This window comes from Rhodanobacter sp. T12-5 (genome assembly GCF_008329435.1).
Classification (GTDB): domain Bacteria; phylum Pseudomonadota; class Gammaproteobacteria; order Xanthomonadales; family Rhodanobacteraceae; genus Rhodanobacter.
In genome coordinates this window covers 752206-774541 of the sequence record NZ_NPKN01000002.1, presented here as the reverse complement: position 1 = coordinate 774541, position 22336 = coordinate 752206, and the positions used below count along the sequence as shown (strand labels likewise).

Annotated in this window: 16 protein-coding genes; 7 read left to right on the top strand and 9 right to left on the bottom strand. The window is 65.8% G+C overall.

The window, feature by feature from the left end; genetic code table 11:
* Positions 1-12 precede the first annotated feature (12 nt).
* Positions 13-1806: a glutamine--tRNA ligase/YqeY domain fusion protein gene (locus CIW53_RS07655; RefSeq protein ID WP_149364078.1), complete on the bottom strand. Its 1794-nt coding sequence runs from the start codon at positions 1804-1806 to the stop codon at positions 13-15.
* 111 nt (positions 1807-1917) lie between these two features.
* Here CIW53_RS07655 and CIW53_RS07650 point away from each other — a divergent pair, with 111 nt between their 5' ends.
* Entirely contained in the window at positions 1918-2196 is a 279-nt protein-coding gene (locus tag CIW53_RS07650) for a DUF2007 domain-containing protein (RefSeq protein WP_149364077.1), read from the top strand.
* A gap of 29 nt (positions 2197-2225) precedes the next feature.
* Entirely contained in the window at positions 2226-2744 is a 519-nt protein-coding gene (locus CIW53_RS07645; protein ID WP_149364076.1) for an adenine phosphoribosyltransferase, read from the top strand.
* Positions 2745-2775: 31 nt separating this feature from the next.
* Here the strand turns inward: CIW53_RS07645 and CIW53_RS07640 are convergent, their stop codons facing one another.
* Together CIW53_RS07640 and CIW53_RS07635 are read right to left on the bottom strand one after the other, a co-directional pair.
* On the bottom strand, positions 2776-3375 hold the full coding sequence (locus tag CIW53_RS07640) for a hypothetical protein (protein ID WP_149364075.1): 600 nt from the start codon (positions 3373-3375) through the stop codon (positions 2776-2778).
* A gap of 9 nt (positions 3376-3384) precedes the next feature.
* Positions 3385-4344, bottom strand: coding sequence for a LysR substrate-binding domain-containing protein (locus CIW53_RS07635; RefSeq protein WP_149364074.1), 960 nt, complete (start codon positions 4342-4344; stop codon positions 3385-3387).
* A gap of 267 nt (positions 4345-4611) precedes the next feature.
* Between CIW53_RS07635 and CIW53_RS07630 the strand changes: the two genes are divergently transcribed.
* Complete coding sequence (locus CIW53_RS07630; RefSeq protein WP_149364073.1) at positions 4612-7314, top strand: M1 family metallopeptidase; 2703 nt, start codon at positions 4612-4614, stop codon at positions 7312-7314.
* An 87-nt stretch (positions 7315-7401) separates the two neighbouring features.
* Here the strand turns inward: CIW53_RS07630 and CIW53_RS07625 are convergent, their stop codons facing one another.
* Complete coding sequence (locus CIW53_RS07625; protein ID WP_149364072.1) at positions 7402-7866, bottom strand: hypothetical protein; 465 nt, start codon at positions 7864-7866, stop codon at positions 7402-7404.
* A 240-nt stretch (positions 7867-8106) separates the two neighbouring features.
* Here CIW53_RS07625 and CIW53_RS07620 point away from each other — a divergent pair, with 240 nt between their 5' ends.
* Positions 8107-9060: a hypothetical protein gene (locus tag CIW53_RS07620; RefSeq protein WP_149364071.1), complete on the top strand. Its 954-nt coding sequence runs from the start codon at positions 8107-8109 to the stop codon at positions 9058-9060.
* Positions 9061-9698: 638 nt separating this feature from the next.
* On the opposite strand, the gene CIW53_RS07615 is transcribed toward CIW53_RS07620, so the two are convergent.
* The gene (locus tag CIW53_RS07615; protein ID WP_149364070.1) at positions 9699-10712 is read right to left on the bottom strand and encodes an NADP-dependent oxidoreductase; all 1014 of its coding nucleotides are present in this window, start codon (positions 10710-10712) and stop codon (positions 9699-9701) included.
* A gap of 239 nt (positions 10713-10951) precedes the next feature.
* On the opposite strand from CIW53_RS07615, the gene CIW53_RS07610 reads away from it, so the two are divergent.
* Positions 10952-11959 (top strand): DUF535 family protein, encoded by a 1008-nt coding sequence (locus tag CIW53_RS07610; RefSeq protein ID WP_242451811.1) that lies wholly within the window; start codon positions 10952-10954, stop codon positions 11957-11959.
* 17 nt (positions 11960-11976) lie between these two features.
* On the opposite strand, the gene CIW53_RS07605 is transcribed toward CIW53_RS07610, so the two are convergent.
* The 3 genes from CIW53_RS07605 to CIW53_RS07595 all read right to left on the bottom strand — a co-directional run bounded on the left by CIW53_RS07605 (position 11977) and on the right by CIW53_RS07595 (position 16080).
* Complete coding sequence (locus tag CIW53_RS07605) at positions 11977-14394, bottom strand: TonB-dependent receptor (protein ID WP_149364068.1); 2418 nt, start codon at positions 14392-14394, stop codon at positions 11977-11979.
* Positions 14395-14521: 127 nt separating this feature from the next.
* Positions 14522-15529: a FecR domain-containing protein gene (locus CIW53_RS07600; RefSeq protein ID WP_242451810.1), complete on the bottom strand. Its 1008-nt coding sequence runs from the start codon at positions 15527-15529 to the stop codon at positions 14522-14524.
* Positions 15529-16080 carry a sigma-70 family RNA polymerase sigma factor gene (locus tag CIW53_RS07595; RefSeq protein WP_242451809.1) on the bottom strand — a complete coding sequence of 184 codons (552 nt, stop codon included), beginning with the start codon at positions 16078-16080 and terminating at the stop codon, positions 15529-15531. Before CIW53_RS07595 ends, CIW53_RS07600 begins: the two co-directional genes overlap by 1 nt.
* A gap of 433 nt (positions 16081-16513) precedes the next feature.
* On the opposite strand from CIW53_RS07595, the gene CIW53_RS07590 reads away from it, so the two are divergent.
* Both CIW53_RS07590 and prmC read left to right on the top strand, forming a co-directional pair.
* The gene (locus tag CIW53_RS07590) at positions 16514-20686 is read left to right on the top strand and encodes a hypothetical protein (protein WP_149364066.1); all 4173 of its coding nucleotides are present in this window, start codon (positions 16514-16516) and stop codon (positions 20684-20686) included.
* The gene (gene prmC, locus CIW53_RS07585) at positions 20679-21518 is read left to right on the top strand and encodes a peptide chain release factor N(5)-glutamine methyltransferase (RefSeq protein ID WP_149364065.1); all 840 of its coding nucleotides are present in this window, start codon (positions 20679-20681) and stop codon (positions 21516-21518) included. Before CIW53_RS07590 ends, prmC begins: the two co-directional genes overlap by 8 nt.
* A gap of 345 nt (positions 21519-21863) precedes the next feature.
* Here prmC and CIW53_RS07580 read toward each other — a convergent pair whose 3' ends face one another.
* Complete coding sequence (locus tag CIW53_RS07580) at positions 21864-22328, bottom strand: hypothetical protein (protein WP_149364064.1); 465 nt, start codon at positions 22326-22328, stop codon at positions 21864-21866.
* Positions 22329-22336 lie beyond the last annotated feature (8 nt).

The window sequence follows — 22336 nt, the reverse complement described above, 5'->3', positions numbered from 1 at the left end:
TGGCCGGAAAGCCTACTTGGCCCAGCCGTCGCGCAGCGTGACGGTGCGGTTGAACACCGGGGCCTGCGCACGATGATCGGCCCGATCGGCGACAAAATAGCCCAGTCGCTCGAACTGGAAACGCTGCTCCGGATCGACCGCTGCCGCGGCCGGTTCCAGCCACCCCTGCACCACCCGCTTGGCTTGCGGGTTGACGTGCTCGAGCCAGCTCTTGCCGTCCTCCTCGCTGTCCGGCGCGGGCACGCTGAACAGCCGATCGTAGATACGCACCTCGGCGGCGACCGCATGCGGCGCGCTGACCCAGTGGATGGTGCCCTTCACCTTGCGGTCCGCGCCGGGCATGCCGTGGCGGGTTTCCGGATCGAGCGTGCAGTGCAGCTCGACGAGGTTGCCGGCGGCGTCCTTGATCAACTGCTCGCACTTGATGATGCCGACGCCGCGCAGGCGCACCTCGCCGTCAGGCTTCAGCCGATGGAAGCCCTTCGGCGGCACCTCGGCGAAATCGTCGCGTTCGATCCACAGCTCTCGCGCGAACGGCACTTCACGCGTGCCGAAGCTTTCATCCTTCGGGTGGTTGGCGAAGCTCAGCGTCTCCTCATGACCCTCGGGCAGGTTGGTCAGCACCAGCTTCAGCGGATCAAGCACGGCCATTCGGCGTGCCGCGGTGGCGTCCAGATCCTCGCGGATGCAGCCTTCCAGCACCGCATAGTCGATCACGCTGTTCTGCTTGCTCACGCCGACACGGTCGATCAGCAGGCGCAGCCCGGCCGGCGTGAAGCCGCGTCGGCGCAGTCCGCGCAGCGTGTTCATGCGCGGGTCGTCCCAGCCGTCGACAACGTGTTCGCTGACCAGTTGCGCCAGCTTGCGCTTGCTGGTGATGCAGTAGCTGAGGTTGAGCCGCGAGAACTCGATCTGGCGTGGCTTGGCCGGCACCGTCGGCAGGCCGGCGTCAAGCAGCGGCTGCCACAGCTCTGGATGGTGCGGCAGGTCGACCTTGTCGACGAACCAGTCGTACAGCGGCCGGTGATCCTCGAACTCCAGCGTGCACAGCGAATGGGTGATGCCTTCCAGCGCATCGGACAGGCAGTGCGCGTAGTCGTACATCGGGTAAATCGGCCAGGCGTCGCCGGTGTTCTGGTGGGTGACCTTGCGGATGCGGTAGATCGCAGGGTCGCGCAGGTTGATGTTGCCCGAGGCCATGTCGATCTTCGCGCGAAGCGTCTTGCTGCCGTCGGCGAATTCGCCGGCGCGCATGCGGCGGAACAGGTCGAGGTTCTCCTCCACGCTGCGCCCGCGGTGCGGCGAGTTGCGCCCGGCCTGGGTCAGCGTGCCGCGGTACTCGCGCATTTCCTCGGCGTTGAGATCGTCGACATAAGCCGCGCCGTCTTCGATCAGCTTGATCGCGGAGCGGTAGAACACCTCGAAGTAATCCGAGGCGTGGCGCAGTTCATGCCATTCGAAGCCGAGCCAGCGCACGTCGTCCTTGATGCCTTCGACGAATTCGGGGTCTTCCTTGCCCGGGTTGGTGTCGTCCAGGCGCAGGTTGCACCAGCCGCTGAATTCCTTCGCGATGCCGAAGCTCAGGCAGATCGCCTTGGCGTGGCCGATGTGCAGGTAGCCGTTCGGCTCCGGAGGAAAACGCGTGTGGATCGCCGCGTGCTTGCCCGACGCCAGGTCGTCGCGCACGATCTGCCGCACGAAATCCTGATGGAGAGCGGCCTGGTGTGGAGTGGCCTGATCTGACGCCACGTGCTCCACGCTGGCCGACGGATTGGCGGGTGCGGCGGCGGGGTGGTCGGTCGACATCGGGCAACGGCTCGCAAGATGGTGGAAACGTCCAAGTTTACCCTGTCGCCGCCATCCGGGCGCGCCGGAACCCGCCTTGCTCCGCGGCTCCGCGCGGGTTAGCGTGCAGCCATGCACATCGTCTATCGCGCTGAAAACCTGTTCGACGCGCACCTGGTCAAGGATGCGCTGGAAGCCGAGGGTATCCCGGCGTTCATCGCCGGCGAATACCTGACCGGCGCGGTCGGCCAGCTGCCGGCGATGGATTACATCGCGGTGATGGTGCCCGAATCGAGCCTGGCCACGGCGCAGGGCATCGTGCATGGCGTCGAGATGCAGCTGGCCGAGGCGCGGATGGCGATCGAAGAGGATGACGGCCTGCCGGACGGTTCGCTGCCCGCGCCTTGCTGAGCCGCCCGCATCATCCAGGGAAACCCCCCATGCACGACCTGGCCAGACTGATTCGCGCCATCCCGGATTTCCCCAGCCCCGGCGTGCTGTTCCGCGACGTCACGCCCTTGCTCGCCGATGCCGATGGCTTTGCCCGCTGCATCGACGCGCTGGCCGAGCCGTGGCAGGGCAGTAGAGTGCAGGCGGTCTGCGGCATCGAGGCGCGCGGCTTCATCTTCGGTGCCGCGTTGGCGCAGAAACTGGGCGCCGGTTTCGTCCCCCTGCGCAAGCCGAACAAGCTGCCGCCACCGGTGCTGACGGTGGACTATCAACTGGAGTACGGCAGCGATCGGCTGCAGGCGCAAAGCGATGCGCTCAAGCCCGGCGAGCGCGTGCTGATCGTCGACGATGTGCTCGCCACCGGCGGCACCTTGGCGGCCGCGTCCGCCCTGGTCGGGCTGTTCGGGGCCGAGCTGGTCGGTGCGAGCATCGTCATCGAATTGTTGGCGCTGCAGGGGCGTGGTCGCTGGTCGGGCGACGGGCCACTGCACAGCTTGCTGCAGTTCTGAGATCGCGCGGGCCGCCGCCGGTCAACGCGAGTTACGGAGCGGCCACGTTCACCTGCTCCACATAGATCAGCTCGCACGCTCCCGCACCGGTATCGTCGCGCGTCATCGAGGTTTTCCAGTGCCAGCCATCCGCACGGCTGGCGTCGACCAGGAAGCCTTCGATGTGGACGACCTGGCCCTCGCGCACCTGTTCGAGCTGGCGCTTCACGCCGGCGTCGGCCGGGATCATGTGCATGTTCGCGCTGGAACGTTCGATTTCGCGACGCGGGATCGGAAATTCCCTGACGTGCCAATAGTAGAAACGGCCGGACTGGCTGATGTCGATTTTCGCCAGCACGTCGCTGTCGGACATGCGGCCCCAGCCGAGCGCAAGGTCCAGCGGTATCAGCTCGGCGTCGGCGCCCCACGAATAGTCCTTGCGCGACAGCACGCGGGCTGTGATGTCGAAGTGCGCGTGGGTGGCCAGGGTGACGTCGCCGTGCTGCAGTCTCGCGCCGTCGTCGAGGTTCACCTGTACCGGTGCATCCGGTGCAAGCACGCCGGGTGCCGGATGCACGTTGCGATGGTTCCAGTGCGAGAACGCACCCAGCAGCACCAGCAACGCGATGCCGGCAACGAGAAGCTTGCGCATGTTCATGGGCTACCGGCGCGCCTTGCGCTTCGCTGGCGCAGGCGCGACCGGCGTGACCGCGGTGTGCGGATCGAGCAGCCCGGCGGGAAGCTGCCGGAGCACATCCGCCAGGCGCTTGAGGAATCCGTCCATTGCCGAACTCTTGCGCCATACCATGGCGATGCGCCGGCTTGGCGGATGCCCCTTGAACTCGATCAGGTGCAGGTTGTCCAGCGGCGCCACCGGCGGCTTCACTGCAATGACCGGCAGCAGGGTGATGCCGACGTTCGCGGCGACCATCTGCCGCAGCGTTTCCAGGCTGGTGGCGCGAAAACCGCTGTGCTCGCCGGCACCGGCCATGTGGCATACCTCCAGCGCCTGGTCGCGCAGGCAGTGGCCGTCCTCCAGCAGCAACAGGTTCTGCTTCGAAAGATCGGCCAGCTTCAGCTGGCCGTGCATGTGCGCCAGCGGATGCTCTCCGGAGACGGCGAGCAGAAATGGTTCTTCGAACAGAAACTCGCCATGCAGGCTGTCCTCATGCAGAGGCAGCGCGAGGATGCCCGCATCCAGCCGGCCCTCGCGCAACAGGCGCAGCACCGTCTCGGTTTTTTCCTCGACCAGCAGCAATTCCAGCCGAGGGAACGCTGAGCGCACCAGCGGCAGCACATGTGGCAGCAGGTAAGGACCCAGCGTGGGGAAAATGCCCAGCCGCACCGTGCCCGATTCCGGGTCGAGCGTGCGCCGCGCCACGCCACGGATCTGTTCGACCCCGTTGAGTACCTCGCGTGCGCGCGTGGCGATGTCGCGTCCGACCTCGGTCAGCAGCACCTTGCGCGGTGTGCGCTCGACCAGCGACACGCCCAGCTCGTCCTCCAGTTTCCTGATCTGGGTGGAGAGGGTGGGCTGGCTGACGAAACAGGCCTCGGCGGCGCGGCCGAAGTGCCGATGTTCGGCGAGGGATACCAGGTACTGGAGATCGCGAAGGTTCATGGTGACCTGCTCGGCAATAGGCATTCGCTATGGTATGGATGGTAACAATCAATTGGAGCAATACAAGCGCGACCGTTATCCTCTTGGCTTGAAACACCCCACGCGTCGGAGTCCCTCCCTCTCCCCCGCAGGCGCGTGGGCTTTCCCGCCGATGGCGAAGTGACCCTCGCCATCGGTTTTTTTTGTCGGCACAACGTGCCTTATGGCACTGGGTCGGTAGTCATGGCCAACCTAGCGTGGGCGTTCTCCCCCACCCAGGAAAACCGCATGCGCCGTCTCGTTCGCCCCCTTCTGCTCACCGCGCTTGCCACCTGTTACGCCGCCGCGTTTGCCGCCACTGCGCAGCAGGCCCCGAAGGGCCGGCTGCCTGGTTGGGCCGTGCCGCAGTCGTACCAGCTGGCGTTCAAGGTCGATCCGGCGCTGCAGGATTTTTCCGGCCACGCCACGATCAAGGTCAAGCTGACCCGGGCCTCCGACCACCTGTGGCTGGACGGTGCCGAACTGAAGGTGTCGAAGGTGACGATCACCGATGCCGCCGGCAAGCGGCACACGGGCAAGTACGTCAGCGTGGAGCCGAAGGCCGGCGTGGCGCGGGTGGACTTCGGCAGCACGCTCGAGCCGCAGCTGATCACCCTGGCATTCGAGTACACCGCGCCGCTCAACGAGCAATTGCAGGGCCTGTACAAGGTCACTGCGAAAGGCCAGCCGTACGCGATGACGCAGATGGAGCCGATCAGCGCACGCTTCGCGTTTCCCGGTTTCGACGAACCCGGCTTCAAGACCCCGTTCGACATCAGCATCACCGTGCCGGACAGCGAGAACGTGGTCGCGAACACGAAGCAGGTGAAGGAGGTGCCGGCCGGCAACGGCTGGAAGACGGTGACGTTCGCGCAGACCCTGCCGCTGCCGACCTACCTGGTCGCGTTCGCGGTCGGTCCCTGGGACATCGTGGACGGGCCGGCGATTTCGCCCGACGCGTATCGCGCAAAGCCACTGCAACTGCGTGGCGTCGCTGCCCATGGCGAGGGCCATCGCTTGCAGCACGTGCTGGGCGAGACGCCGAGCATCATCCATGCGCTGGAGAACTACTACGGCTTCGGCTACCCGTTCGACAAGCTGGACCTGCTCGCCGCGCCTGACTTTTCCGCCGGCGCGATGGAGAACCCGGGCCTGGTCACCTTCCGCGACTGGCTGCTGCTGATCGACAAGGACTCACCGGCGCGCAACGTGCGCGGTTCGTTCAACGTCACCGCCCACGAGCTGGCGCACATGTGGACCGGCGACACGGTGACCACCGCGTGGTGGAACGACATCTGGCTCAACGAGGCGTTCGCCACCTGGATGCAGCAGAAGGTCACCATGCAGGTGCACCCCGAATACCGCGCCGATCTCGATCGCGTGCGTGGCGCGCAGGGCGCGATGAGCAACGACAGCCTGGTCAGCGCGCGCCGGATCCGCCAGCCGATCACCGGCAATGGCGATATCGAAACCGCGTTCGACAGCATCACCTATCGAAAGGGTGCCAGCGTGCTGGGCATGTTCGAGAACTACGTGGGCGAGAAGACCTTCCAGAAGGGCATGCGCTCGTACATCCAGCAGCACAAGTACGGCAATGCCAGCGCCGACGACCTGGTCGCCTCGATCGCCGCGGCGGCCGACAAGGGCGCGGCGTTCAAGCATGCCTTCAAGAGCTTCCTCGACCAGTCCGGCGTGCCGTACGTGGCAACCCGGCTGGAACAGAAGGACGGCAAGACCACCCTGCAGCTGAGCCAGAGCCGCTACCTGCCGGTCGGCAGCAGCGGTGATGCGCAGCGCATCTGGGGCGTGCCGGTATGCGTGCGCTACGGCACCTCCGCCAACGGCAAAGATAAAGCGCAATCCAGCAAGGTCAGCTGCGAGATGCTCGATCAGGCCAGCGGTTCGATGTCGTTGCCCGGCGCCAGCACGCCGACCTGGGTGATGCCGAACGCGAACGCCAACGGCTACTACCGCTTCAGCCTCGACAAGGACGAGTTGGGCCGTCTGGTCAAACAGGTCGGCCAGTTGAGCGACGCCGAACAGTTAGCCTATGCCGATGCGATCGACGCCAACTTCCGCCACGGCGACCTCGATGCCGGCGACGTGCTGACCGCGCTGCAGCCGCTGACCGTCTCGAAGATCCGCGAAGTGGCCACCGCGCCGCTGGACCAGCTCGACTGGATCAATCGCCACGTTGCCACCACCGACGCCCAGCATGCACGGCTGGCGGCATGGGTGAAGGCAGCCTACCTGCCGCGCCTGCAGCAGCTCGGTTATCAGCGCAAGGCGGGTGAGTCCGAAAACGACGCGCTGCTGCGCAGCACACTGGCCAGCGCGCTGGCGTTCGACTTCAAGCTGCCCGAAGTGCGTGCGGCGCTGCTCAAGCAGGGCGAGGCCGCACTCAAGCCGAACGCCGATGGCCGTCTGAACCTGGCCGCCGCCGATCCCGACCTGCTCGGCGACGCGCTGGGCGTGGCGGTGCAGCAGCACGGCAGGAGTGCGGTCGATGCCTTGATCGCGGAATTGCCGAAAACCAGCGACCCGGCCCTGCGCAATGGCATCCTCGGCGGGCTGGCCAGCGTGGAAGATCCGGCATTGACCGAACAGGTGCGCAACTTCGCGCTGACCAAACCGGTCAAGGTCGGCGAGATGGCGATGCTGCTGAGTGCGGGCCGAGACACGCTGGCGCAGCGTGATGCGATGTGGACGTGGTTCACCGCGCACTACCGGCAGATCCTGGATCGCACCGGCAGCTTCGCCGGCGGGCGCTTGCCTTCACTGGCTGCCGGTGGCGGCTGCTCGGCCGCTGAAGATGCGCGTCTGCAGGCATTCTTCAAGCCGCGTCTGCAGGATGCCGCCGGCATCGACCGCGGCCTGGCGCAGACCGGCGAATCGATCCAGCTGTGCAGCGCGCTGAAGGCGAAGCAGGATCCGGCCGCGATCCTGCGCTGAAGAGACAGGCGGGCTGAAACAGCCGGCGCGCACAGCGTGCCGGCTGTTTCGTTTGCATGGGTCGAAGAGCCCTTCGGCCAGCCATTGTCAGGTCGCGGCGACGACGTCCTTCGGCACGTTGGCCTCGATCCAGCCGGTGACGAACGCCTCCAGCGTCACCCGTGGCGGCACCTCGATCCCGGCCTCCCGCACGAACGCGGCGGCCGCCTCGATGAATGATTGCCTCGACTGATTCGATGACTGTCGCGCGGCAGCCTGCTGCTGCCGCAGCCGGACGATGTGCGGCGATGGCTGGCCCGGCCGCGCGAACTTCTGGTACCGCCGCAATTCATCGGCAACCACTTCGGTGTCGAACGATGCCTGCAGCACGGCCTTGCGCGCCTTCAGCAACTGGATCAGATGGGTAGCGGCTGGCGTCGGTTGGCCGGAGTTCTCCGTGACAAGCGGGACGCGGGCGAGTGATGGCGGCGGCGTGGTCGCGGGCGCGGATGCGTTGATGTGCTCCAGCTGGCTCAGGAAGCCGGCGTGGGGGAAGGGCTTCGGGGTTGCCATGGGGAGCCTGATGCTGGAGAGGTTGGACGATACGTCCTTCATCGGCGGGATGCCACGGCGGCGGTCGAAAGCTGCCAGGTAACGTCAAAGCGACCGTGCAGCACGGCGGCGTCTGGCATTCCTTCTTGTTGGCCCTAGAATCTCCACGTATCGCGGACGTCTTCCGCTGCAGTGCATGGCCTGCGCACGGCGACGTCGTTCCACGCAACGTGTCCACCGGTATCGCCTGCAGGGGGCTTGATGATCGAGCTGGAAATCCAGGGCCTTTCGGAACACCGCGAGAGCCTGCTGATCGAAGTCGGCCGGCTCGTCATCGCCAGCGGATTCACCTTGCAGCGGCAGCGTCTGGTCCAGGATCACCATGGCATCCTGCTGACGATGGTCGTGCGTGGACCCTTCCTCAAGAAGTGGGCGCTGGCAGCGGCGCTGGATGGCTGTGAACGCTTCATCAGCGTCAAGGTCGCGCGGTTCGTTGAAGGCGAGCCCAAGCCGCATTTCGCGGCGTCGCCCAAGCGGGTGGCGCCAGCCATTCCTCCACCTACGCCTGTCGCGGCAGTTGTATCGCCGGCGCGGGATGACCACGGCACGCTCGCCGAACCCGTTGCGACATCCGCGATGACGGCTGCGCCGGAGTCGCCACGAGAGCCGCCGGCGGAACCGGAGTTCGAGTTCATCCAGCCCACACCGCGGGCCTCCGCACCTGCAGCTTCTATACCCGTGAGCGCACCGTTCGTCGAGCCGGCCCCTCTGAAAGCGGACGAGGTCGTCGTCGACAAGATGGTGCGCGAGCTGGAATACGACTACCCGCAGATCGTGCCGAAGTTGCTGGCGCTGCAGCATTCGGTGGCCGAGGCCGCCCGCGAGTCCTCGCTCGCGCTGGCGGGACGACGCACGGGCGCCTGGGTTTTCGGTCGCGAGTACGCACTGGATGCCGGGCTGGATTTGCGCGAGGCGATTGAGCGCATCGGCGTGCCGGCGCTGCGCGCACTGGTCGAGGTCGATCAGCAGGGCACCCAGTTGCATATCCACGAGAGCCTGCTGTGCACGGAAGATGGCCATTCCGGTTGCCACTTCTTCAGCGGTTTTCTCGAGGGATTGCTCGAGCCTGCCATCGCGCCGGGCAGCCTGTCGATCTTTGCAGTCTGCTGTCGTAGTTACGGGGCGGACGAGTGTGTGTTGGCGATTTCGGATTGAGGTTGGTGCAGTGGAGCTTGCGGGCTTCCCGTAGGAGCCCGCTTGCGGGCGATGCCGTTGCGGCTTGTGCGTTCAGAACGTAGAGATCCAGGGCAAGAGCTTCAGAGCAAGAGCAAGCAAGAGCTTCAGGGCAAGAGCTTTCGCCCTCCGTAGGAGGACGAAAGCTCTTGCTTCAGCGGCACTCGCAGATAAGCCAGAACGATATCTGGGAACGGCTGCTTTCGGCGCCAGAAGCGGACGTTTCGCTGTGGCTATGGACCGCCCCTATCCTCTTTGAGGAATGTGCCAGTACGCGAGAAGTAGAAAAAATGATCGTAGTCTGGAGCGCAGCAGTGATAGCTCCCATCGTCACCCCGCAATTTAGGAGAGGCGATGACAATCCATTCACCTTTCACGAGCACTGCGCTCAGTTCGCAGCCGCCTTTAGATAGATCTTCTGGGTGACAGAACGTCCATGACTGTCGCGTTGCCAAGCCAAGTATTTCCCTTTTGGTAGGCGAATTCTGCGTCGCGCCGGCTCCGAATGGATTGAGCAGTGCAAACGTCCCAGCAGCTAGAAGCCAGCGAACAAACATATTCGAACTCCCAGATCAAATGTCCGCTTTGGGTCGAAGCGGACATTACGAAATAACCGCACCTCACGCCTGCGCATTCACCCGCAAAACCAACTTCCCCCGATGACTTCCATCGAACAATCGATTGAGCACCTCCGGCGCGTTCTCCAACCCCTCCGCTACCGTCTCCTCCGCCTTCAACTTCCCCTCGCGAATCCACCCGCCAAGCGCCTGCACCGCCTCACGCGTCTTCGTGTAATCGAGCACCAGAAACCCGCGCATGCTCAACCGCTTCATCACGAACGGGCTGAAGTCGTCGCTGGGCCGTTCGCCGCTGTTGTAGCTGGAGATCAGGCCGCATAGTGCGACGCGGCCGCCGATGACCATGCGCGAAAGCACCGCGCGCATGACTTCGCCGCCCACGTTTTCGAAGTTGACGTGCACGCCGTCGGGAGTGACCGCCTTGAGTTGCTGCTTGAAGTCGCCGGCCTTGTAGTCGACGGCGGCGTCGAAGGCGAGTTGGTCGGTGAGGTAGCGGCATTTGTCGGCGCCGCCGGCGATGCCGACGACGCGGGCACCCATGATCTTGCCGATCTGTCCGGCGACGGAACCGACCGAGCCGGCGGCGGCGGAGACCACCAGGGTTTCGCCGGGTTGCACCGGCGTGATGTCGGTAAGTCCGTAGTAGGCGGTGACGCCGCTCATGCCACAGGCGCCGAGCAGGGTCGGCAGCGGGATGCCGGGATCGGCGGGCAGGCGTACATAGCCCTTGGCGTCTTCGTGCAAAACGAAGTAGTCCTGCCAGCCGGTGACGCCCTGCACCAGGTCGCCTTCGTGGTATTGCGCCGAGCGCGATTGCACCACGCGGCCCAGGCCGAGCGCGCGCATCACCTCGCCGATCGCCACCGGCGGCAGGTATTGCGGGATGTCGCGCATCCACACGCGGTTGGTCGGGTCCATCGAGATGTACAGCACGCGCACCAGCACCTCGCCGTCTTTCAGCTCAGGCACGGGTTGTTCGACCAGGTCGAAATCCTCGCGCCGGACCAGGCCTTCGGGGCGGGTCTTGAGGCGCAGTTGGCGATTGAGCTTGGGCATGGGTTAACCGTGGCGGGGAGATGCAGCCACTATACGGCGCCGCTGTGAAGGCATCGATTCGTGGTGGGCGCTTCGAGTGGAACGGGTCCACTTCCCCTGTTTTGTGTTCTCGCCGTTTGGCTGGGGAACAAGCCATGCCTGCGACAGGACGGCGAGCCATTTCAAAATTCGGCGGCCCGCGCGTCTTACAGGTCAACTCGGCATGACGAGGTGGACCGATGCGCGTCGCACGAACGAATATGGCAGGCATGTTGTGGATGGATGCCTTGCACCGCCGCTGGTTGCTGCGGCGGACTGCCGGCGAGAGCCGATGGCAGTTGGTCAAGCACATGGCAAGCTGGGTGCGGCTGTTCATTCGGCAGACGCGATGGCTGCGCGCACTCAATGCACGGGAAACCCTGCGACGGGCGGCGCACGCCGACCCCCGGCTCTATGAGCGCTGGCACCGACCTTATATCTCGACGCATTTCGACCTCGATACCCGACGCCGTATCGTCAGTTCGCACTACGCGTTCGTGATGCGGCGTTTTCCTGCGTGGCTGTGCGAGCGCATCGTGTCTGGTGGCAGCGCGCTTCTGGCCACGCTTCGGCTGGATGGCGTACCCGGGGCGTACCTGAGTCTGCGCAAACCTTCGCGTGGCGAGGCGGGTGAGTTGAGCTTGTTGCTGCTCACCCTGGAAAAGGAAGTGCTGGCTTCGTGCATCCTGACATTCGATCGCTGCGACAGCGTCATCATCGGTGCCGTGCGAGGTGCCGGCCCCCACACCCCGTTCGAGGCAACCCGCGAATTCATCCAGGGCAGCCATGGCCTGCATCCGACCGACCTGCTCGTATCGCTGGTGCGCGAACTGGCCGCACTGCATGGCCTGAAGCGTATCCGTGCGGTCGCTTCATCGGCGCGCGTTGCCGGCTCGTCGCACGGGGTTGGCGCGGACGGCGATGATGCTTTCTGGCGAGAGCAGGGTGGTGTTCCGGCGGAGTCGGGTTGTCACGAATTGCCGCTGTCGCTGGTGCAGGCGCCGTGTGACGTTGGCCCTCGCAGCCGCCGCGAAAAGCGGCAACTGCGAGAGGCGTTTCGCGAGAAGGCCTGCGAGGCGTTTGCCGCTGCATTTCGCACGACGGACGGGCGTCATCCTGTTGGCGCGACGGTATCGGTTTCACGGGATGCCGCCGCCATCCGCAACCTGTCGTCGGGCGGCCAAAGGCCTGCGTCGGAACATGGCGGCATGCTGGTGGCCGGCCTGTGAGGCGTGTGCGGCCAGGTTTAGAAGTCGTAGGTGCCGCTGAGCAAGATCATCCGGCCCTCGCGTACCGGCACGAACGACGACTCCGCGTTGACGGCATACAGGGTGCGCGCAAACAGGTTTTTCACGCCGAGCGTCGCCGACCACGCGTCGGCGTAATAGGTGAGGTTGGCCTCCGCGCTGAGCTGGCCGGGGATGGCGAAATGCCCACCGCTCACGACACGGCCTATGCTGCGACTGCGCGCGAACACGCCACCGGCGACGCCCCAGGATTGCAACGCGCTGCGCTGGAAGTGGTAGCTGGCCCAGGCGTTCCACTGATGCCGGGGCGCTCCATACGGAAGACTGCCGTCGTGGTTGCGGATGCGCGCGCCGGTATAGCTGGCCGAGACATCCAGGCCGGGCATGACCTGGCCCTCGAACTCGACCTCCACGCCGCTGTTGGTCTGGCCCGGGCCGGGCACGGCGAAGTGAGGCGGCTCGGGCGATATCCGGTTGATGCTGTGATCCAGGCGGATGCGGTACCACGCCGCGCTCAGCCTGGCGCGCTGGTCGAACATGTCGAGCTTGGTTCCCACTTCGATCTGGCGCGATACCGAGGGCGGCAGCGGACGGCCATCCTCCCCCAGCAGCGCATCGACCTGGAAACCAGTGTTGCTGGAGGCGTACAGCGACACGCCAGGAGCAGGCTTGTAGACCACGCCCAGTCGCGGCACCCATTTCGACCGGCGCAGTGTGGGCATCGCACCGCCGGCCAGTTCGTACGTGGCATGGCGCACGGTCGCCAGCACGTTCCATGACTCGCCGATCGAGATCTGGTCCTGCACGAATACCCCGGTATGGGTCGACCAGGATCCGCCCAGCGGCTGCGTCCGTGCGAGGCTCGCGTCCTGCGAAGTGGCCGACGGCAGCAGGTTGTCCGGTTGCAACTCGACCGCTTTTCCCATGGTGATGACATTGGACTCGGCGCTGTTGCCGGTGTGGGTGCGGGCGTAGTCGATCCCCAGCAGCACGTCGTGCACCAGCATGCCCTGGTCGAAGCTTGCCGCCAGTTCGTTCTGCAGTGTGTAGAACGCGTCGGAGTAGCGGTAGGTGCTGGCCATCGCCTCGGTCAGGCCGAAACGCTGCGTGTCGGAAAATGCCCAGGCCTGCCCGCTGCTGTGCTGGCTCACGTACTGCCCGCGGCTGCGCAGGCTCCAGTCACCACCGAGCGCCTGCTTGGCCATGTAGAAAGCGCGCCGGGTGCGATACCTCGCATGGTCGTCCGGGTTGCCGAGCAACACATCGAATGACGACGACTCGGCCAGCGACGGGCCAAGCAGCGCGGTGTGATCCGGCACCGGTACGCGGTTGTCGACGTACTCGAGGCCGAACAGCAGTTGCGTGGTGTCGCCCTGCCAGGCGATGGATGGCGCGAGGTACCCGCTGCGTTGACCGTGGTAACCCTGCGCCGTGCGATCGGCGCGATTGCCGGCGGCAATCCATCGATAGGTCAGTCGCCCCTGCTCGTCGAGCGGTCCGGCCAGGTCGACACCCAGTCGCGTGCCGTCGTGCCGCCCGGTGGAGAACACCAGCTGCCGCACCGGCTTGGCCTGTGGCCGTTTCATCACGATGTTGACCGAGCCACCGAAATTGTTGTCCACCGACGACTCGCCGAGGATCGTCTCCGGCCCCTTCAGCACCTCGACTCTCTCGATGCCGATCAGCGGCGGCAGATCCTCGATGCGCGCCACGCCGTTGGGCATGCCGTCGGTCAGGCCGTTGCCGGTGCTGAATCCACGGATGCGGAACAGCGGCGGGCCGCCGAAGCCGTCCACGTAGTCCACGCCCGCCACGTGACGCACCACGTCGGCCACTTCGAAGGCCTGTCTGGAGTCCATCAGGTCGCGCGTGACGATACTCACCGACTGGGGAAGGTCGGCCAGGTTCGAATCCGTGCGTGTGGCGCCGCGCGTGGTATCGGCCATGAACCCCATGTCACCCAGCACGAGGCCGGACACCCGCACGGTATCCAGCTCCGAGACGATCGGCACGCTCGGCTTGGTGCCGCTGAGCCGGCTTTCGTAGGAAGCCGCCGGCGTGAAGTCGCGCTGGCGCACTACCACCGTGCGCCTGCCGATCACCTCGTAGTCCAGCCCGGTGCCTTCGAGCAGGCGGGCAAGCGCCACTTCCACCTTCAAGTTGCCGGAGGTGCCCGTAGTGTGTCGTCCCGCAATCGTGTTGCTGGAGGCGAGTATCTGCACGTCGGCCTGGCGACCCAGGGCCATCAGTGCGCTGGACAGCGGTTGCGGCGGAATCGAGAAACGGGTCGGTCCGTCCATCAGCACGAATGCGCCCGACGCGGCATCGGCGGTACCCGGGCAACCCGCCGAGAGGCCCCATGTCACGCACACGATCAACGCGCGCCGCAGCCATCCTGCAGGCCGACGCGACGTCATCCGCAGCATCCCGGCGCATCCCGTACGGGAACGGCGCCTCGGTGACGCACGGTCGGCGTGCACCCATTGCAGCGGTGCCGTTTACGTCCCGCCATCGTGCCTGTCCTGCATGCAAATCGTGGTCCGGTTAGGGTTGTCCGGCACTCGAAAGCACCACGTGGTCGGCAAACGTGCTTACCTGCACGGGGAAAACATGCGGCAAGGCGCCAACCCAGCTGTCAATGGTAGTGGTGTTGACCGTGCCGGTGAACATCAGATCGCCCAAGCGTGGATCGGCAAGCTGTACCGGCTGGTGGCTGTAGCGGTTGACGTTGGCCAGGACGGTCGACAGCGGCTCGTTGACGAACTCCAGCCGATGATGGCGCCAGGCCGCCGCATGCTCGATCGCCACTTCGGAAACGCTGATTGCTCCCGTAGCCGGGTCGTACTCGGCACGCTGCCCGGCCACCAGGTCCAGCCGCCCTGACGTCAGGTTCGCAGCAGACGATGCGCCGTCGGCGGGGGACAGGCGTACGCGCCCCTCGGTCACGGTTACGCTGACTCGCTGCCCGGTGCGCCGCACGTTGAACGCGGTGCCAAGATCCTCGATGTGCAACGGGCCGGCGGTGACCACGAAGGGACGGCTGTTGTCGTGGGTGACGGTGAAGAATGCTTCGCCGGTACCCAGATCGACATCGCGCCGGTCGCTCGCATAACGCGTCGTCAGCGTCGATGCCGCACCGAGCTGGATGGCGGTGCCATCGGGCAATTCGATGTCGCGATTCTCGGCCACCGCGCTGGCGTATTGCCGTGGCTGACCGGCAGGATCGAGCCCGCCACGCAGCGTCCACCAGCCGCCAAGCAGCGCCACGCCGATCACGGCCGCAGCGGCAGCCGCCAGCAGCGGGCGGCGCTGCCGCACACGGCGGGGGGCAAATTCGTCGATCAACTGCTGGCGTTGGTTCGTCGAGGCATTGGCGGCCAACTCACCCAGCGCATTGAGCTGCGCGAATGCCTGCGCGTTGCCGGGATCGGCTGCGATCCATGCATTCCAGCGCTCAAGCAGGTCCACGGACGGCTCGGGATCACGCAGTTGGGTCCACCAGATCGCAGCCACGCGCATGGTTTCTTCCTCGAATCCAGTGTCGATGGCCATTACGGCGCCTCCGGTGCAAAACAGCGTTCCCGACAGTGGGCCATGGCATGGCTGACGTGATAGCGAATCATGCGCTCGCTGAGTTTCATGTCGCCGGCAATCACGGAAAAAGCGCGGCCTTCGACGACGTGCATCACGAAGGCCTGGCTGGACTTGGCGGGAAGCTCGCGCAGGGCGGCCTGTACCTTCTTCCACTGCTGGCTGGCCCACAGATGTTGCTCGGGTAATGGCGTGGCATGCATATCCTCACCGGCCGGATCGGGCGGTACGTTGGCTCGCACGACGCGCTTGCGCAGGTAATCCATCGACTGGTTGATCGCCATGCGGAACAGGAACGCGCGTGGCGATTCCAGGTGGGACAGGTCATTCATTGTCAGCAACTTCACATAGACCTCCTGGGCGATCTCCTGCGCGTCGGTGCGGGAGCTGAGACGGCATTGCAGCAATGCCACCAGGGCATCGTGATGCTCGCGATACAGCGCAGCCACCTGCTCGGCATGGCCGGGGGAGCGGCCTGGACGCGCGGCTTCGTCGCGGTGGGGTGGTTCCATGCTGTACGGACTATCCATCAGTAGTGATTCATGGCGCTCGTCGGCTGGGGTGCGAGGATCTTCCGCGATCTCGGCCTTTCCCATCTCCCCTCCAAGACGTGCAAGCAGGGGAAATTTGAAATGGCGGCATATTTCCCGTTTGCCAGCAGCAGGGCTTTTCCTTCCCCTGCGAAGCCGGGGAAAGTACCCGAAGGGTGGATGGGGCGCTCTTGATCCTGCTTTCGCGTGGGGGAGGCCGCTCCCTGTGGCCTCGGACCTGATCCCGGGGCCAGCGCGCGTCAAGCAAGCGCCATTCTGCATCGACCCCGAAACGTCGCCGGTTGCGTTGAAGTTGAAGGGGCGGGACCGTGTTTCGCCCCGATGCGGGTGGGACGCTACACCCGTCGTGTTCCACTTACACTGTGCCGGCCGCACGGCACACAGGGAGAACTGCATGCTCGCTCGAATGCTCGGACTGCTGGGTCTGTGGTTGCTTTTGGCGTCGCCGTTGCCGGCGCAGGATATACCGCCGCCGTTGCGCGACTGGCAGGGCTGGGTGCTGCACGACGTGCCGCAGCATGCCTGTCCGTTCCTTGCCACCCAGACGCCGAACGCCGGCAGCCATCAATGTGTGTGGCCCGGGCGGCTGAGCCTCGATGCGGGCAAGGACGGCGGTCGCTTCAGCCTGGACGTGCGCGTGGATGCGCCGAGCTGGGTGGCGCTGCCCGGTGATGCGAGGAACTGGCCGCAACAAGTCAGTGCGAACAACCAGCCGGCCACCGTGCTGCAGCGTGCAGGCCAACCGATGCTCTGGCTGACGCCGGGCGATTACCAGTTGCGCGGCACGCTGCCGTGGACGGCGCGTCCGCCGCGCCTGCACGTACCGGCGGCGATCGGCCTGGTGGCGCTGAGCGTCGACGGGGCGGCGGTGGCGCGCATCGAGCGCAACGGCGAACAACTCACCCTGGGCGAGGCCGCGGCCTCGCAACGCGCCGCCGATGCGCTGTCGCTGCGCGTCTATCGCCGGCTGGAGGACGGACTGCCGGCCACGCTGGAAACGCAATTGCAGTTCAACGTCACCGGCAGCGCGCGCGAGCAATCGCTCGGCCCCGTGCTGCCGGAAGGTTTCGTGGCCACCGCCTTGTCCGGCGATTTGCCGGCGCGGCTGGACAACGACGGTCGGTTGCGCGTGCAGCTGCGGCCGGGCCAGTGGACGATCACGCTCGTCGCCTGCAGCATGGCGCCGCTGGCCACGGTGACGGTGAAACTGCCGAAGGCGCCGTGGCCGCAGCAGGAAATCTGGAGTTATGCCGACGACCCGGCTCTGCGCAGCACCAGGGTGGAAGGCAACGCCACGGACGCGGCGCAGGCCGGCGTGCCGAGCGAGTGGCGCGATCTGCCGGCGTTCGTGCTGGGCGACGACGCGGGCCTGGCGATCGAACAGGGCACGCGTGGCGACGAGGGCGGCAAGGGCGATCAGCTGCATCTGCAGCGCCAGCTGTGGCTGGATTTCGATGGCGGCGGGTTCACCGTTGCGGATCGGCTTAGCGGCGAGCTGCGTCATCACCAACGGCTCGACGTGATCGCGCCGTGGCAATTGCAGCGTGCCAGCCAAGGCGATGAGCCACTGCTGATCAGCAAGGGCGCGGATGGCCGCAGCGGCGTCGAACTGCGCGAACGACAGCTCGACCTCGACGCCGGGCTGCGCCTGCCCACGCATCGCGGCGCGATCCCCAGCGCGGGCTGGCAGCTGCCGCTGGAAAGCATCGATGTCACCTTGCACCTGCCCTACGGCTATCGTCTGCTCGGCGCGACCGGTGTGGACCGTTCGCCCGATTCGTGGGTGGCGCGATGGAGCCTTCTCGACCTGTTCGTGGTGGCCTTGATGGCGCTGCTGGCCGGGCGCCTGCTCGGCTGGCCGTGGGCATTGCTGACGGCCGGTTACCTGGCGTTGGCGCAACACGAACACGGTGCGCCGCTGTGGACGCTGACCTTGACGCTGGTACTGGCACTGCTGCTGCGCGCGCTGCCGGAAGGACGATTGCGCTCCGTGGCGCGCGGCAGTGCCATCGGCATGTTCGTGCTGACCGTGCTGTGGACCCTGCCGTTCTTCGCAACGCAGCTGCAGTACGCGCTGCACCCGCAACTGGAGGGCGGGCAGCGGGGCCAGGTTGTCTCCGCGGGTTACGCCGCGCAGGAAGAGGCCCAGGCGAACGTGCAGGCAAAGAGCAACCAGCGAGTGGCGCCGTCGAAAGTCATCGAGCAGATGGCGCCTCCCCCTGCGTCTCCCGCACCGGCAGCGCCCATGGTTGACGAGATGAGTTCGTACGCGCCGCCGACTTCCGGCAGGACGTCACGCGATGCATCGGGCGCGGCGTTGTCTGCCGTCACCGTTTCTGCTGCAAGCATCCGGAATCGGGGCAATGGGTACGCTGGAGTCCGCGCTGACGTCGACAGCCGCAGCGTGACCCAGGCCGGCGCCGGCACACCGCACTGGGACCAGGGCAACGACTACCGGCTCGGCTGGTCCGGCCCGGTGACGGTGCAGCAGAGCACGCGGCTGGTGATCGCGCCGGCGTGGTTGGTGCGGTTGCTGCGGGTGCTCATGGTGGGATTGCTGGCGCTGCTGCTGGCGAAGCTGGTGCCCTTGCTGCTGGCGCCACTGCGTGGCCGTTGGCATGACTGGCGGCGTGGCGGCGGCGTGGCGAGCGCGGCCTTGCTCGCCATTGCACTGCTCCCCGCGGGCCTGCACGCGCAGAGCCTGCCCGACCAGGCGTTGCTGAATCAGCTGCGCAACCGGTTGACCGAGGCACCGACATGCGCGCCGGCCTGCGCCACCGTGGCACAGGCGCAACTGCAGGCAAGTGGCGACACGCTCGGCGTGGAACTGGAGGCGCATGTCGGCGCCGCGGTCGCCTTGCCGCTGCCGCAGGTCGACGACACATTGCAGCTCCTCGATGTCGGCGTGGACGGCAAGGCGGAAGCACCGCTTGGCCGTCGCGGCGATCAGCTGTTGTTGCGGCTGGATCGTGGCGTACACCGGATCAGCCTGCATTACCGCATCGGTGCGACCGACAACGCCAGCCTGCGTTTCGCGCTGCGTCCGCAACGCATCGCGTTCGACGGCCAGGGATGGTCGCTGGCCGGCGTCGATCAGGGCCGTCCGCTGGGCGACAGCGTGGCCTTGCAGCGCATGCACGCCGACGTCGATGGCAACGGTTTGCCGCCCGCGCAGAGCTTCCCGCCGTATGTGCGTCTGACCCGCAGCCTGCAACTGGGCATCGACTGGACCGTCGACAACACGGTCGAGCGGATCGCCCCGCAGGACGGCGGTTTCAGCGTCACGTTGCCGCTGCTGCCGGGCGAACATCCGCTGGGCGACGACGTACTGGTAAAGGATGGCCGCATCAGCATCACCTTCAATGCGAACAGCCGAGTGGTGAGCTGGAGCAGCCGTCTCGACCACGCGACGACGCTGTCGCTCAAGGCGCCGAAGCTGGGCGAACGTGCCGAGGTATGGCAGGTCCATGCCGCGCCCATGTGGCATGTGGACGCGAAGGGGGTGCCGACCAGCGCCGCCGACGATGGGCTGCTGTATCAGCCGCTGCCTGGAGAGAACCTGCAGCTGGCCTTCAGCAAGCCGGTGGCGATCGCCGGCGACAGCCTGGCGTTCGATGGCGTGCGGGTTACCAGTCGTGCCGGCGAACGTGCCAGCGAAACCACGCTGGAGCTGCATGCGCGCAGCACCCGCGGCGGCGAGCACGCGATCGATTTTCCGGTCGGTGCCGAGCTGCTCGATGCGAACCGTGACGGCGAGTCGATCAACCTTGCGGTACGCGACGGCAAGCTCAGCCTGCCGCTGCTGCCGGGCGAGCACGACTACACGCTGCGCCTGCGCGAGCCGCACGGCGTTGCCGCGCGCACGCGCACGCCATCGTTTGCGCTGCATGCGCCGGTGGCGAACATCGACCTCGCGCTCCAGTTGCCGCAGGATCGCTGGGTGCTGTGGACGTGGGGGCCGACCACCGGCCCGGCGGTGTTGTACTGGTCGCAGCTGTTGGTGCTGCTGTTGGCCGCCTGGCTGCTTGCCCGTTATGCGCCGACGCCGCTGCGTTTTCGTCACTGGTTGCTGCTCGGGCTGGGCTTCTCGGCTTTCGCCTGGAGTGCGTATGCGCTGGTGGTTGCGTGGCTGATCCTGCTCGGCCTGCGCGCGCGCGGCACGCCGTCGGAGCAACTGGGCAGCACGAAGTTCAACCTGTTGCAGCTCGGTCTCGCACTGCTCACCCTGCTGGCGCTGGTGGTGCTGATCGCCGCGGTGCCGAAAGGCCTGCTCGGCCTGCCGGACATGCACGTGGCCGGCAACGCTTCCGACGCATGGAACCTCCGCTGGTTCGCCGACCAAAGCGCGAATGTGCTGCCTGGTGCCGGCGTGCTCAGCGTCTCGCTGTGGGTCTACAAGCTGGCCATGCTGGCGTGGGCATTGTGGCTGGCGAATGCACTGATCGGCTGGCTGCGCTGGGCGTTCGATGCGTGGACGCGCGGCGGCTACTGGCGCAAGAGCGCGCCGAGGCCTGGCGTGACGCCGCCGCAGCTGCCGCCTTCCGCGACGGAGCCGCCGCATGCCTGATGTTCGCAGCGTGCTGGCCGACGCCGTCATGCGCCTGGGCGAGCGGGCGGACGCCGAACTGCTGCTGCTGCACGTGCTGCAGCAGCAGCGAGGCTGGCTGTTCACCCACGCCGACGACGTGCTGGATATGGACGTCCAGACGGCCTTCGCAGCGCTGGTCGCGCGTCGCGAAAAAGGCGAGCCGGTGGCCTACCTCACTGGCCGGCGCGGCTTCTGGACACTTGATCTGGAGGTGAGCCCGGCCACGCTGATCCCGCGCCCGGAAACCGAATTGCTGGTCGAACTCGCGCTGCAGCGCCTGCCGCCCGTCACCGTCTGCAGCGTGGCCGACCTCGGCACCGGCAGCGGCGCGATCGCACTGGCGATCGCGCGCGAGCGGCCGCGTGCGCAGGTGATCGCCACCGACGCCAGCGCCGCCGCACTCGCTGTCGCCCAGCGCAATGCGCAACGCCACGCCATCGGCAATGTCGCGTTCGTGCACGGCGACTGGCTGGCGCCGCTCGCCGGTCAGTACTTCGACCTGATCGTCTCCAACCCCCCGTACATCGAAGCCGCCGACCCGCATCTGACGCAGGGCGACCTGCGCCACGAACCCGCCAACGCGCTGGCCTCCGGCCCCGACGGCCTCGACGACATCCGCCGCATCGTGCGCGACGCCCGCACCCATCTGCACCCCGGCGGCTGGCTGCTGTTCGAACACGGCTGGAACCAGGGAGCCGCCGCCCGCGCGCTGCTCGCCGAGTCCGGCTACACCGAAGTATTCACGGCGAAGGATCTGGAGTCGCGCGATCGGGTGAGTGGCGCCAGCTATTTCGCGCGCTTGAATTCATAGTCAGCCTTCATCAGCGCATTGGCGAACTCGGGGTCCATGGCTTCGAGTTACTTTGCCGCCATGAGGCATATATCCACCCACTCGCGTTCGGGTGTGGTTGGCACGGAGGGGTGGCCAAGTTCCATCAGCATGCGAAATAAGCTGCTTGTTGGCGTGGATATAGACCCCATGGCCTGGTTTTCCGGGCATGCGCGCAAGGAGTGGTGTCGGTGCCTTTCTGACTGAACGTAGCGCTTCGTCGTGATCAGTCATGAACTGGCTTCTGTGACGTTGGAATGCCCTGGCATTAAAAGCATCGTGATCGTTACCATGCTGCCAGCTCCGGTTCTGCGTATGCCGACAGATTTATAAACCAAGTTCATTCATCAGTAGCTGTTCTCTGGATTGATATTCGGCGCGGAATGGGCCGTTTTCGATGAGCATTTTCTGGCTGAATTCGGAAATGAAGTTGAATATTTGTCTGATTGCGACCTTGGCGTAGATATAAATGCCGATGGTTCTTGCGTGTTCATCCCCGCCTCGGGCGTCCAGTTGATACTCTTCCTTGATTTCCTCGAGTTCTTTGATGTCGGCCTTGAATTTTTGGTTGGCAAGTATTCTTTCAGAAAGCCCTACCTCGAACTCATGGTTGGTGGTATCCCTGAAACAGGCCAGTACGGATGGCTGGTAATTTTTTTCGGTTGCGATGGTCAGGGAGTAATAACTATTTGTGAGGGTTATTTTGTAATCCGTATCCTGCTCAATTACCAGTTCGAGTTCCCGGAATTCGTGAAGCATGGATTTGATGATCGTTCCGTAGGGCTCTATCATTTGATTCT

Coding starts and splice junctions, on each gene's coding strand:
- CIW53_RS07655 (WP_149364078.1), bottom strand. CDS start 1,806: ATGTCGACCGACCACCCCGCCGCCGCACCCGCCAATCCGTCGGCCAGC.
- CIW53_RS07650 (WP_149364077.1), top strand. CDS start 1,918: ATGCACATCGTCTATCGCGCTGAAAACCTGTTCGACGCGCACCTGGTC.
- CIW53_RS07645 (WP_149364076.1), top strand. CDS start 2,226: ATGCACGACCTGGCCAGACTGATTCGCGCCATCCCGGATTTCCCCAGC.
- CIW53_RS07640 (WP_149364075.1), bottom strand. CDS start 3,375: ATGCGCAAGCTTCTCGTTGCCGGCATCGCGTTGCTGGTGCTGCTGGGT.
- CIW53_RS07635 (WP_149364074.1), bottom strand. CDS start 4,344: ATGAACCTTCGCGATCTCCAGTACCTGGTATCCCTCGCCGAACATCGG.
- CIW53_RS07630 (WP_149364073.1), top strand. CDS start 4,612: ATGCGCCGTCTCGTTCGCCCCCTTCTGCTCACCGCGCTTGCCACCTGT.
- CIW53_RS07625 (WP_149364072.1), bottom strand. CDS start 7,866: ATGGCAACCCCGAAGCCCTTCCCCCACGCCGGCTTCCTGAGCCAGCTG.
- CIW53_RS07620 (WP_149364071.1), top strand. CDS start 8,107: ATGATCGAGCTGGAAATCCAGGGCCTTTCGGAACACCGCGAGAGCCTG.
- CIW53_RS07615 (WP_149364070.1), bottom strand. CDS start 10,712: ATGCCCAAGCTCAATCGCCAACTGCGCCTCAAGACCCGCCCCGAAGGC.
- CIW53_RS07610 (WP_242451811.1), top strand. CDS start 10,952: ATGGCAGGCATGTTGTGGATGGATGCCTTGCACCGCCGCTGGTTGCTG.
- CIW53_RS07605 (WP_149364068.1), bottom strand. CDS start 14,394: ATGACGTCGCGTCGGCCTGCAGGATGGCTGCGGCGCGCGTTGATCGTG.
- CIW53_RS07600 (WP_242451810.1), bottom strand. CDS start 15,529: ATGGCCATCGACACTGGATTCGAGGAAGAAACCATGCGCGTGGCTGCG.
- CIW53_RS07595 (WP_242451809.1), bottom strand. CDS start 16,080: ATGGAACCACCCCACCGCGACGAAGCCGCGCGTCCAGGCCGCTCCCCC.
- CIW53_RS07590 (WP_149364066.1), top strand. CDS start 16,514: ATGCTCGCTCGAATGCTCGGACTGCTGGGTCTGTGGTTGCTTTTGGCG.
- prmC (WP_149364065.1), top strand. CDS start 20,679: ATGCCTGATGTTCGCAGCGTGCTGGCCGACGCCGTCATGCGCCTGGGC.
- CIW53_RS07580 (WP_149364064.1), bottom strand. CDS start 22,328: ATGATAGAGCCCTACGGAACGATCATCAAATCCATGCTTCACGAATTC.